Below are 12272 nucleotides of genomic sequence, written 5' to 3'. Positions count from 1 at the left end.
CGCAGTCATTGCACTGATTTTATACTTTCTTAACTTAGAACAAAAGCGCAAGCGCCCGATTAGAAACGTAGCGACTGAAGCGAGTGATTGGAGGTAAAGGAAGCACGGTAAACTTGCAAGCCGATGATGGCTTAGATTAGGACGATTCGTGAAGTCACCTCGTTTCTGGGCGCTGGAGCTGGACGCGGCTTAACACGCCCCTATTTATCCACATGGGCAAACTCTATAAGTTCCTAAACTAACAAAAACGCTACAGCATCACCTTTAGAGGTACTGTAGCGTGTTATTCCTAAAAACTACCTATTTATTTTTCTGTTGAAGATTCTTTGGAGTTCGTTTCTTTATTTGACTTATCTCCAGTAGGGTTTTCTTCATAGCTTACTTCCATACCTGCCAAACTATAGAATTCCTTCTTTAAGTTATTATACTTTACGGTATTATCATTAAACGCTTTATTTAAATCAATAACCTTTTCATAACTATCATTTATTTTATTAATTTGTTCAGTTAAAGTCTTTTGCTCAAGATCCTCTTTTTGAAGCATGGTATACATTTCTTTTTCGAGTTTTAACGATTCTTGATAAGCTTTATTTAGCTTTGAATACGTTTCATAGCGCTTTTCCATTACTTCGTTCATATTTTCAGCTTTCTTCTTCACTTTATCCGCTTCAAGATCAGTAATCAGCTCTTCTATTTCAGAGAATTCATTACTTGCTGCTTCAATACTTTCCTTTTCTTTAGCTATTTCTTTAGCACGTTGATCAATTGTTTCAATTGCTTGTTTAGAATATTTCTTAATTTTATCCATTTCGTCCATACCGAGATTGACAATTTTACTGTATAATTGCTGCTCTTCTTTTTCTAAATCAGTAATTTTACTTTGTTGCTCCTCAAAGCCTTGTTCTAAAGAAACAGCTTCCTCTAAATGTCCTTGAATTTTTTCCTCAGTAGACTTACTACTACAAGCAGAAATCACTAATAAAAGTATGATTCCTGCGAAAATGGCAGATTTTTTTAATGGCACGAATATTACCCCCTACAACTTTTCCATCAATTATTCGATTCTCAGTATACCATAAAATATATCGGACAAAAGATAAATCTAATTGCTCTAGCATGTATATAGTAAAACTATGATTAATATAACTTAAATATGATAAAATATGAAATTGAAATGAAGAATAGAGTATAGGATTAGGAGTGGTATGCATGATAACCATGAAAGATATTGTTCGTGAAGGGCATCCTTCTTTAACAACTGTTGCTGAAGAGGTGGAGAATCCATTAAACACCGCTGATAAAAAGTTATTAGAGGATATGATTACATTTTTAAAAAATAGTCAAGATGAAGAAATAGCTGAAAAATATCAATTACGCGCAGGGGTAGGTTTAGCAGCACCTCAGCTTGGCTTAAATAAGCGATTAGTAGCTGTACACTTCGAAGATCCTAATGGGAAGCAATACAGCTATGGGCTTGTTAACCCTAAAGTAATTAGTCACTCCGTAGAAAAAACCTATTTATCTACAGGTGAGGGGTGTTTATCTGTCGACCGTCCAGTGGAAGGCTACGTGCCTAGGTATGCACGCATTACAGTAAAAGCTTTTGATAAGGAAGGTAACCCTTTAAAATTACGGTTAAAAGGCTATGCAGCGATCGTATTCCAACATGAGATTGATCACCTGAACGGTATTATGTTTTATGATCATATTAATGAAGATAATCCTTTTGCTATTCCAGAAAATGCAAAACCAGTAGAATAAAGAGAAACGGCAGAACCCTTATGGACTGCCGTTTCTCTTATTCATTTATACTAAATTTACATATTCTAATCCTTTTCGTATTCCATCCTGATCAACAGAGGCTGTTGTAAAATCTGCTACTTTTTTTAATTCAGGAACTGCATTCCCCATGGCTATACCTGTACCTGTCTCCTTTAACATTTCAATATCATTTAAACCGTCTCCAAACGAATAGGTATCTTGTAAATCTAATCCACTAGCTTCAATTAGCTTTTCTACTCCAACCGCTTTAGACCCCCCGATTGGTAAAATATCACATGAATAATCGTGCCAGCGTAAGAAATGCAGGCGATCATGAGCTCGAGCAAAGAGCTTTTCTTGTTCATTTTCACAAAATATCAACGCTTGATGAATTTTGTTTACTTTATAAAAATCTGGATCTACTTTTGGATAGGAAATTTTCAGACTCCCCATACTCTCGGAAATAAAGGGGTGATCCGAAACCGAGGCTCTCATTTCCTGATTATTTAAATAGACTAACGGATAATCTAAATCCAGTGCTTTATTATATAAGTTAGCAAGCTCTTCTTTCTCTAGTGGATTTTCATAAACTGTTTTTCCTTCAAATACAACAAATTGTCCATTAAAGCTAACATAAGAATGAATATCCAACTCTTTCCGAATATCTTCAAACATAAACGGAGCTCTTCCAGTCGCTATCGCAACATAAACACCTTTATTTTTTAATTCTTGAATAGCCTCTTTTGTTGAAGCTGGTAACTGCTTATGATGATCTAATAAGGTGCCATCAATATCAAAAAATACAATTTTTTTCTGCATTCTGCTATTCCCCTTTTCTGGATGTATAAGAAATTAAACTATGTTAAAACTAAGTATACCAACGTATCAAAAGAAAGTCTGTAAAGCAATAATAAATATTTTTTAAAAGAAATAAAGTATTTTTATTTCAATCTTCCTCAACTCATACTATACTATAGATAAGAGGGATTGGATCGGTAGAACGTTTTTCTTGCTTTTCTTAAATCTGAGAAAGGAGCTGTAACGTCATGTTAAAACGCCTAAAAGAAAAGCTCAAGAAACGCTGGAAAGACTTTTTAGGCCAAGGACGTGTACCTACAACTTGTAAAAAAGACTACCATTGATAGTACCAATCGCAACAATATAAAGGTACCATAAAGCCGGAAATACAAAAACGGGAAATCGGATAAATCAGGAAAAACATGTATCAAATCAGGTATAATTTAGTGTAAATAAACGTGTTATAAAAATAGAAATGGACAAGAATGATAATTAAGGAGAGATGAGATGATTTACAAAGTTTTATATCAAGAACTGCCAGAAGAAATTCCAGTTCGAGAGCGTACGAAGAGTGTATATGTTGAAGGAGAATCTGTAAGACAAGTTCGAAAAAAATTAAATGAACGCAAGTATAATATTGAGTATATCCACGAAATGGATGAAGCACATTTAGATTACGAAAAATTATCCGATGATTTTAAAGTGGAGAACATATAAAAAATGAAGTTCGTTAAAAATGACCAAGCTGCTGTTTTTGCATTAGGCGGACTAGGGGAAATCGGAAAGAATACGTACGGAGTACAATTCCAGGATGAAATAATATTAATTGATGCTGGAATTAAATTTCCTGAAGATGAACTTTTAGGTATCGACTACGTAATTCCTGATTACACTTACCTTGTGCAAAACCAGGATAAAATCAAAGGATTATTTATTACTCACGGTCATGAGGATCATATTGGGGGAATCCCTTATCTTCTTCGTGAAATTAATGTGCCAATATATGCCGGTAAACTTGCGATCGGATTAATTCGTAACAAATTAGACGAACACGGTCTATTAAGAAACGCTAAATTAAATACCATACAAGAAGACGATATAATTAAATTCCGTAAAACTTCCGTTAGCTTTTTCCTTACTACTCACAGTATTCCCGATGCTTATGGTATCGTAGTTAAAACACCACCAGGTAACATTGTGCATACTGGTGATTTCAAATTTGACTTTACACCTGTTGGTGAACCAGCTAATCTTTCTAGGATGGCTGAAATTGGCAAAGAAGGTGTGCTCTGTTTGCTTTCTGACAGTACGAACAGTGAGGTTCCTGGATTTACCATGTCAGAAAAAGTGGTTGGGGCGAACATCAAAGATATCTTTAGCAGAGTAAATGGTAGGGTTATATTTGCGACATTTGCGTCAAATATTTATCGACTTCAACAGGTTGTAGAAGCTGCAGTTAATAATAACCGTAAAATAGCTGTATTCGGTCGTAGTATGGAATCTGCCATTAATCTCGGACAAGAATTAGGTTATATACAAGCTCCTAAAGACACATTTATTGATGCAAATCAGATTAATCGTCTTCCAGCTCAAGAAGTAACCATTCTATGTACCGGTTCACAAGGTGAACCTATGGCTGCCCTTTCCCGTATTGCCAATGGAACACACCGTCAGATTCAAATTATACCAGGTGATACTGTTGTATTTTCTTCATCACCAATCCCTGGAAATACAATAAGTGTTGGACGTACAATTAATAAATTGTACCGAGCTGGTGCAGATGTTATTCATGGCAAATTAAGTAATATTCATACTTCTGGTCACGGTAGTCAGGAAGAGCAAAAATTAATGCTTCGCCTTATCAAACCAAAATACTTCATGCCTATCCATGGAGAATACCGTATGCTAAAAGAGCATATGAAATTAGCCGAAGCGTGTGATGTAGAGCCAAGTAATTCATTTATTATGGATAATGGCGATGTATTGGCATTAGGAAAAGATAATGCCATTATAGCTGGAAAAATCCCTTCAGGTTCCATTTATGTTGATGGAAGCGGCATAGGTGATATTGGTAATATCGTGTTACGAGATCGACGAATCCTTTCTGAAGAAGGACTTGTAATCGTGGTTGTCAGTATAAATATGAAAGAGTTTAAAATCTCTGCTGGACCAGACATCATCTCTAGAGGATTCGTTTATATGAGAGAATCAGAGGATCTCATTAATGAAGCGCAAAAATTAGTCGCTTCTCATCTAGATAAAGTAATGGAACGAAAAACTACGCAATGGTCTGAAATTAAGAACGAAATAACAGATACGATTGCCCCATTTCTTTATGAAAAAACAAAACGCAGACCGATGGTGTTACCTATTATTATGGAAGTTTAATGGTAAAATAGTAGAACCGCTAAATAAAGATGATTAAATTTATCTTCTGACTGAGCGATAAATGAACAATCTGTCTGTAAAACAAAAACCCAAACTTTATCTAAAATATTTCAGATAAAGTTTGGGTTTTACATTGCAACAATTTTTTCGTCCCAGACTTTTTGTTTTTTTTAGCTTTATTCCTCGATGACTAAATGTTTTTCGAAGCGAGAAATATCTTTATCCGCACCGATAACGATAAGTATATCTCCTTCTGTGAAGACGTGATCAGCACTTGGTGAGACATTTATATCCTTTCCTTGTTTTACTGCGACAACGTTACAGCCATAGTTGGCTCGTATATCTAAATCTGCCAATGTTTTGCCTAACATTTTATTTCCTACTTTAACTTCGACAATACTATGATCATCCGATAATTCTAGATAATCTAAAATATTATTGGAAATAATATTATGCGCTATTCGTTTACCCATATCTCTTTCAGGATGAACAACTTGATCAGCACCAATTTTATTTAAAATTTTTGCATGGTAATCATTTTGAGCCTTAACTGTAATTTTTTTAATCCCTAAATCAGTCAATATAACCGTCGTAAGAATACTTGCTTGAATATCATCACCTATTGCCACAATCACATGATCTATATTTTTAACTCCTAATTCTTTCAACGACACTTCATCCGTTGAATCAGCAATCACTGCGTGTGATGCAATATTTTTAAATTCATTTACTCGATCCTCATTATTATCAATAGCAAGAACTTCCATACCCTCCATGCTAAGCTCTTTACAAATACTACCACCAAATCTTCCAAGACCTATTACCGCAAATTCTCGTTTCATCCTGTTTCCTCCATCACTATTCTTTGTCCTTAGCTTATCACATATTTCTATATGAATAAAAGAGACAAATATTTTGTGAACGGATAGCTTTCGCTGCGACTGTAAGCCTCTGTCAACAACAATCTTGGACTTTAAAGGATGTCTGAAAGGGATTTCTGCCTGTATAAAATGAACCAAACGCTTCCCTATCCTCTCCAAAAAAAGCAACTTCCTAAAAACCCGCAGGAAGCCGCTTTTTGCTTCCTAGGAGGTCTCTAGAACTCAGTATAGGCAGGGGTTTTCTAAACCATTAAAAAGAGGCTGGAACAAAACACAACTTCTTTACCCAAAATACGAATAATCATGTTATCAATAGGAGTATCATCGCCGCACCGGGAAAATATACGCTCTTTCCACGAACACGGCCACAGCTAACTTGGTAAAGAAAAACACGTTATCAGTTGGATCTTCGGACTCGTGCGGTTCCCGCTAGAGTCTCGCTTATTTCAGGTGCTAAATGAATGATTCTAATCAAAAAAACGAACGATAATTAATTTTTTTAATTAATTAGGTCCGTTTTTAATTGTTTCTTCATTCTTTTGTCTCAGCCTCTTAATCACATTGCATCAAGCATTTGAAATTGTGATTTCACTAATCCATAGTATTCTCCTTGCTTACGCATTAATTCACTATGATTTCCACTTTCTAATATTTTTCCTTGTTCTAATACGAAGATATTATCTGCTTCTCTAATGGTTGATAACCGATGTGCAATGATAATTGCAGTTCTCCCCTTCAGCAGCCTTCCTAATGCTTCTTGTATCTTTACCTCTGTCTCCGTATCAATACTTGCCGTGGCTTCATCTAAGATTAAAATACTTGGATTAGCAAGCAATGCTCTTGCAAAAGATAATAGCTGCCTCTCACCCGCCGATAAAATATTCCCCCGCTCTTCAACTTCCGTTTCATAACCATTTGCTAATCGCTGAATAAAATCATCTGCTCCAACAACCTTTGCTGCTTCTTTTACTTCTTCATCAGATGCATCTGGCCTACCAAATCGAATATTCTCTATAATCGTGCCTGAGAATATAAATGTATCCTGTAACACTACACTTATTTTTTGCCGTAAGCTGTTTAGATTTACTTCCTTTAAATCATGCCCGTCAATTTTTACTTTTCCTTTTGTAGGATCGTAGAATCTACTGATTAAGTTAGCAATTGTCGACTTGCCGCTCCCCGTATGTCCAACTAACGCAATAGTTTGACCTTGCTTAATCTCAAAAGAAATTTCATGTAAAGCAATTCGATCATTATCATAAGAAAACTCTACCTTGTCAAATTCTATATGCCCGTTCATGTCATCAATTCCATATGCATCTGCCGCCTCTTTTACATTTGGTTTTTCATCAAGGAATTCAAAAATTCGCTCTGAGGCGGCCATTGCCATTAGCATTTGATTATACATTTGCCCGAGTCGAGAAATTGGGTCCCAAAACATGCCAATAAAGAAGGCAAAAGATACAAAGTCTCCTATTTCTATCCCACCATTCTCCACACTTAAAAGAATTAGATAGGCACCATATGAAATAAGAATGATCGTACCAATTGCATTACTCATCTCTACAAATGGACGAAACATCGCGCTTTTCCTCGTAGCTTCTCTCCAGCTTTTATAATTATCTGAGTTTACTCCATGGAAATATTCCCCGTTTTCTTTTTCCTGTGAGAATGACTGGGTAATCCGCATACCTTGAAGTCCTTCATTCAAATGGGAATTCATGCGAGACTGTTGAATACGTACGGATTGCCAAGATCTACGAATAGTTCTTCTAAGCTTTGTTGTAAGGTAAAACATTACTGGCAGGATGATCATGATTGCAAGCGCCAACTTCGGACTTAATACGAATAAGATGACGATGATACCAACAAGTGTAACAACGTCCATTAATAAATTTATAATTCCATTCGTAAATAATTCTTGAAGTGAATTAATATCGTTCATAATCCGTACTAAAATAGATCCCGCAGATCTAGAATCAAAAAAACGATGAGATAGATGTTGTACATGAGAAAACAAATGCTGTCGAATATCATAAATGACGTTCTGCCCTAGAATATTTACCCACTTAATTCGATAGACGTTACCAACATAACTGAGTAAGTAAAGGATACCTATACCAATAACTAAATAGGTAAGAAGCGAAATATTCCCTTCGTCAATTGCTACATCAATCGCTACTTTACCAATTAAGATGGGGACAATAAGTCTTACAGCTGTTGAAACTAGCATTGCAATAATTGCTGCAGGTAAGTATGTTCTCGAATAAGGCTTTAAATAAATAAGTAATCTCCACATTTGCTTCCAGTTAAAAGGTTTTTCAATAGCTTGATCCTGTGTATAGTAAAATCGTTGCAAATGTCTACTCTCTTTTTCCTCTCTTTGTTGCGCCATAGTTTCCCTCCTTATGCATGTTGTCTATTCATGATCTCTTCACGATCCTGATATTGAATCTCATAAATACGCTGGTAAGCTCCCTGATTTTGTAACAGAAAATCATGTGTACCTCGCTCTACAACCTCACCATCCTCTAAAACAATGATTTCATCCGCGTGCTTTAAGGATGATATTCGATGGGCAATGATAAACGAGGTTCTACCTTTCATTACTTCTTTAAGTGCCTTTTGTATTTTAAATTCCGTCTCCATGTCTACAGCAGAAGTTGCATCATCTAACACGAGAATACTTGGATTAATACAGATTGCTCTGGCAATGGCAATTCGTTGTTTCTGACCACCAGATAGCCCCATTCCTCGCTCCCCAAGCATCGTCTCATATCCATTTGGCATCTTCATAATAAAATCATGTGCTTGTGCTCGCATGGCTGCATCTATAATCTGTTCTTCTGAAACATTTGGGTTTCCGTATGCAATATTCTCTCTTATTGTTGTTGAAAACAGAAACGGCTCCTGCAATACAAATCCAATTGCTTGACGTAAGGTTTTAATGCGGTAGTCGGAAACAGCTCTCCCATCAACTAGAACCTCACCTTTTTCAGGCTCATAGAATCTTGTTATTAATTGAGTAATACTTGTTTTTCCTGAACCAGTTGACCCAATTAAGCCAACTACTTTCCCTGGTGGGGCATCAAATGAAATGTCTTTTAGGGCAGAATCATCGTTTTCAGAATAGGTTAATGTCACATTATTAAACGTTACATGGCCTTTAATAGGCTGATCGATAGCTGTTTCACTTTCCTCTATATCCTCTTTAGCTTCAAGTATTTCTAGCAATCGTTCAGCAGAAGCTTTTGCTTGAGAAAATTGATTGACAACAAAACCCAGATTCATTAGCGGACCCATAATGTACCAAACCAGGCTAAAGAATGCGACGAGTTCACCAATAGATAAATTGCCGTTAATTACTAGGTAACCTCCAAATGCCAGTAAAGCCACGGCACAAAAGTTACCTATAAATTCCATTAAAGGAAAATATTTAGACCATATGAAAGATGTTTTTAAATAGTTTTGTCGGTAATCATCATTGCTTACAGAAAATCTCCCTATTTCAAAATCCTCTCTGGATAAAGATTTTACTGTATTCATCCCACTAATATTTTCCTGCACTCTTGTATTTAACTTTCCAAACGACTTACGAATTTTCCGAAATGCTGGATGAACCCGTTTATCGAACTGATACACAACGATTCCAAGAAAAGGCATTGCTGCCATCGTAACCAAGGCTAGCGGCACTGAAAAATAAAACATTACTCCTAAACTAATACCGATCAGTAAAATGATGCGCAGTAATTCAGAAAAACCAAATGATAGGAAAAAACGAAATCCTTCTACATCAGCGGTTAATCGTGACATGATGTCACCTGTTTTTGCATTGTCATAGTATTTAAAAGAGAGCCTTTGTAGTTTATCGTATAGTGCGTCACGTAATTTATATACAGCTATAATCCCAAATAAATCTCCTAAATATTGATGATAAAACGTAGCAAACCCCTTAAATATCATTAACAATAAAAATGCTCCTGAAATATACGGTATCAATTCATACTGATCAGCCAAAACGACGTTATCAATCGTCTGTTGCAATATAATTGGATACACAACGGTAATGACTGTAACAAAGAATAAGAAGAATAATGACAGCATTAAATATTTCTTGTACGGCCAAAAGAATTGCTTTAGCTTTTTAAATGTGTCCAAGTGTTTCCCTCCTTTAGATGAATTTCCGTAATTACTAATATAACGGGTTCCGAAATAAATATCCACTCTTTTAACTCAATTTTTTAAATTTTTTTCAAGTTATTATTTTTAAGAATTATGAATGTGTATGAACCCTTCATTCAATGGCTTGACCTATTAAAATATAAAACATGAATAGTTACATGATCAAACTTTTATCTTATTACCTTTATAGCATAAACGAACAATCGTTCTTATATATAATATTTTTTCCCAAACAAAAACCTCTGCTTCGTTGCAGAGGCCTATTGTTAGTTATTTTCAGCATGTACCAATCGCTGGATTCGCTGTTCAAGCATATTGGTATTACTTTTTCCCTTTTGTACAAAACGTAGTATTCCTGATTTATCAAATAGATAAAACGACGGAACATAATTCAATCCAAATGCATCTGTTATCTCATCATTGTTATCTACAATAATCGGTTCATGCATACCATAATTAGCTACAACTAGTTTGATTTTCTTCATGTTCTTATCACTTATAGAACGTGGTATATGAACTGAAATAACCTGTAAATTCCCTTGATAAGTATCTCGTAATTGATTAATTCTAGGAATGGCTTTTTTACATAGATGACAACTGACAGACCAAAAATGGATGAATGTTGGTTTTGAGCCGATTAAATCTTCCTTGGTAATCGAATCACTGTTTAACCAATTAGTGGCTCCATTTAATTCCGGCATCTCATCACGTAAACGCATGCTACTACCTCCTAAAGTATCCTTAAATTCAACCGTCTACCCATACCTATATATGAATAGTTGGATAAAATGGTTCGTTGAAAATAAGAATATTTAAGAGAAAAATTAATCTAATTTATGATTTACCATTTGGCAAACATCATTTGCACTGAATCCTTGAGCATTAATTACAGCACCAGCAATTTGTGTATCCGTCACACCCATTAAATTCTTATCCTGTCCAGAAATAATACAACAATCACAATATGCAGCATCGTCTGCATTTTTTAAATCTACAACCTCATGTCCCATCTCCATTAATGCCTCTTTAACATCTGTTAATGTTTCTTCCACACCAATACGTGCCACTTTCATTGCCTCCTCTATATATTTAATTCATATATAGATTTTGCAACTAATAAGAAAGATATACAAAAGCTATAAAGAAAGCATCTTAATTGTTTTTGTAACAGCTTCTACTCCCACAAGTAATGCGTCCTCATCAGGATTTAACTGTGCGTGGTGAAGACCATATTCAGAATCTACTCCTAGCCAAAACATAAATCCGGGTATATCTTTTAACATATACCCAAAATCCTCACCAGTCATTGCGGCATCTGCTTGTATATAATTCAGATCAGTCGCTTGAATTATTTCGGAAAAACGTTCCACCAGCTGGTGATCATTATACACCTGATAATAATTGGCACCATAATCAAGTGTAATGGAACAATCATAGGCCATTTCAAAACCTTTAGCCATTTTCTCCAGTCGATTTTTTACCGTCTGAATAGCATTAGGATGTTCGGTTCGAATCGTTCCCTCCAGCCTTGCTGTCTCTGCAATCGCATTCTGAACAAATCCACTTTCCATTTTTCCTATAGTGACAACCGCACCCTCCAGCGGGTTTATGTTTCTCGAAACAATTTGCTGCATCTGCACGATAAAACTACTTGCAGCAACCGCCATATCCCTTGTTAAATGCGGATATGCAGCGTGTCCACCTTTGCCAGTAAAATCTAAATAAAGTTCACTAGTATTAGCAAATAACAGCCCTGGTTTACTAGATACTGTACCTACTGGTAGTTCTGGAGCAATATGCAAAGCAAAGATTACATCTGGACGCCAATCATTAAATTGTTCAGATTGCATTAATGGAAGTGCACCACCAGGTCCTTCTTCGGCAGGCTGGAATATAAATAAACAATTATCCTTAATCGGATTTTCAATCATGTGCTGTAATGCTCCAAGTCCAATGGTCATATGAAAATCATGACCGCAAGCATGCATCTTTCCTTGATGCAAGGAAGAAAACGCTAAATTGGTCTTTTCCATAATTGGTAATCCATCCATATCAGCTCGAAAACCTATGGTTTTCTCCGGAGCTAATCCCGCTACAAATACAAGTATACCTGTTTTCCATAATTGAATAGACACTCGATCAGTCTGGAAATCTTTAATTTTTTCAAGCAAGTATTGCTGTGTTTTTATTTCTTGAAATCCTAGTTCGGGTATCTGATGTAGATCTCTTCTAATCTCTTTTAGTTCTAGCATATTTATTCCC

Annotated in this window: 11 protein-coding genes; 3 read left to right on the top strand and 8 right to left on the bottom strand. The window is 35.7% G+C overall.

Annotated elements, in window-relative coordinates:
* Positions 1-304: 304 nt before the first annotated feature.
* Positions 305-1024, bottom strand: coding sequence for a YkyA family protein (locus Q1A47_RS08945; RefSeq protein WP_121605032.1), 720 nt, complete (start codon positions 1022-1024; stop codon positions 305-307).
* A 185-nt stretch (positions 1025-1209) separates the two neighbouring features.
* Here Q1A47_RS08945 and def point away from each other — a divergent pair, with 185 nt between their 5' ends.
* On the top strand, positions 1210-1761 hold the full coding sequence (gene def, locus Q1A47_RS08940) for a peptide deformylase (protein ID WP_166530407.1): 552 nt from the start codon (positions 1210-1212) through the stop codon (positions 1759-1761).
* Positions 1762-1806: 45 nt separating this feature from the next.
* Here def and Q1A47_RS08935 read toward each other — a convergent pair whose 3' ends face one another.
* Positions 1807-2580 (bottom strand): Cof-type HAD-IIB family hydrolase, encoded by a 774-nt coding sequence (locus tag Q1A47_RS08935; protein ID WP_026680750.1) that lies wholly within the window; start codon positions 2578-2580, stop codon positions 1807-1809.
* Between the two features lie 486 nt (positions 2581-3066).
* Between Q1A47_RS08935 and Q1A47_RS08930 the strand changes: the two genes are divergently transcribed.
* Together Q1A47_RS08930 and rnjA are read left to right on the top strand one after the other, a co-directional pair.
* Positions 3067-3276 (top strand): DNA-dependent RNA polymerase subunit epsilon, encoded by a 210-nt coding sequence (locus Q1A47_RS08930; protein ID WP_026680749.1) that lies wholly within the window; start codon positions 3067-3069, stop codon positions 3274-3276.
* A 3-nt stretch (positions 3277-3279) separates the two neighbouring features.
* A complete protein-coding gene (rnjA, locus tag Q1A47_RS08925; protein WP_026680748.1) occupies positions 3280-4947 on the top strand; it encodes a ribonuclease J1 in 1668 nt (555 codons plus the stop codon).
* Between the two features lie 176 nt (positions 4948-5123).
* Here the strand turns inward: rnjA and Q1A47_RS08920 are convergent, their stop codons facing one another.
* From Q1A47_RS08920 to Q1A47_RS08895, 6 genes are all read right to left on the bottom strand, one after another.
* The gene (locus Q1A47_RS08920) at positions 5124-5789 is read right to left on the bottom strand and encodes a TrkA family potassium uptake protein (protein WP_026680747.1); all 666 of its coding nucleotides are present in this window, start codon (positions 5787-5789) and stop codon (positions 5124-5126) included.
* A gap of 595 nt (positions 5790-6384) precedes the next feature.
* A complete protein-coding gene (locus Q1A47_RS08915; RefSeq protein ID WP_166530406.1) occupies positions 6385-8223 on the bottom strand; it encodes an ABC transporter ATP-binding protein in 1839 nt (612 codons plus the stop codon).
* An 11-nt stretch (positions 8224-8234) separates the two neighbouring features.
* A complete protein-coding gene (locus Q1A47_RS08910; protein WP_121605029.1) occupies positions 8235-9986 on the bottom strand; it encodes an ABC transporter ATP-binding protein in 1752 nt (583 codons plus the stop codon).
* 290 nt (positions 9987-10276) lie between these two features.
* Positions 10277-10729 carry a TlpA disulfide reductase family protein gene (locus tag Q1A47_RS08905; RefSeq protein WP_026680744.1) on the bottom strand — a complete coding sequence of 151 codons (453 nt, stop codon included), beginning with the start codon at positions 10727-10729 and terminating at the stop codon, positions 10277-10279.
* 105 nt (positions 10730-10834) lie between these two features.
* The gene (locus tag Q1A47_RS08900; protein WP_026680743.1) at positions 10835-11077 is read right to left on the bottom strand and encodes a YkuS family protein; all 243 of its coding nucleotides are present in this window, start codon (positions 11075-11077) and stop codon (positions 10835-10837) included.
* A gap of 69 nt (positions 11078-11146) precedes the next feature.
* Entirely contained in the window at positions 11147-12262 is a 1116-nt protein-coding gene (locus Q1A47_RS08895; RefSeq protein ID WP_166530405.1) for an N-acetyldiaminopimelate deacetylase, read from the bottom strand.
* Positions 12263-12272: the final 10 nt, after the last annotated feature.

Origin of the sequence: uncultured Virgibacillus sp., from assembly GCF_947495635.1 — a bacterium.
In the GTDB taxonomy this organism is placed as follows: Bacteria; Bacillota; Bacilli; order Bacillales; family Amphibacillaceae; genus Virgibacillus; species Virgibacillus salarius.
The sequence above is the reverse complement of the archived record's forward strand: the minus strand, read 5'-3'. Positions and strand labels throughout refer to the sequence as shown.

Excerpts from the sequence above, each read along its gene's own strand:
- rnjA (WP_026680748.1), top strand. The coding sequence starts at position 3,280 with ATGAAGTTCGTTAAAAATGACCAAGCTGCTGTTTTTGCATTAGGCGGA.
- Q1A47_RS08935 (WP_026680750.1), bottom strand. The coding sequence starts at position 2,580 with ATGCAGAAAAAAATTGTATTTTTTGATATTGATGGCACCTTATTAGAT.
- def (WP_166530407.1), top strand. The coding sequence starts at position 1,210 with ATGATAACCATGAAAGATATTGTTCGTGAAGGGCATCCTTCTTTAACA.
- Q1A47_RS08920 (WP_026680747.1), bottom strand. The coding sequence starts at position 5,789 with ATGAAACGAGAATTTGCGGTAATAGGTCTTGGAAGATTTGGTGGTAGT.
- Q1A47_RS08905 (WP_026680744.1), bottom strand. The coding sequence starts at position 10,729 with ATGCGTTTACGTGATGAGATGCCGGAATTAAATGGAGCCACTAATTGG.
- Q1A47_RS08915 (WP_166530406.1), bottom strand. The coding sequence starts at position 8,223 with ATGGCGCAACAAAGAGAGGAAAAAGAGAGTAGACATTTGCAACGATTT.
- Q1A47_RS08930 (WP_026680749.1), top strand. The coding sequence starts at position 3,067 with ATGATTTACAAAGTTTTATATCAAGAACTGCCAGAAGAAATTCCAGTT.
- Q1A47_RS08895 (WP_166530405.1), bottom strand. The coding sequence starts at position 12,262 with ATGCTAGAACTAAAAGAGATTAGAAGAGATCTACATCAGATACCCGAA.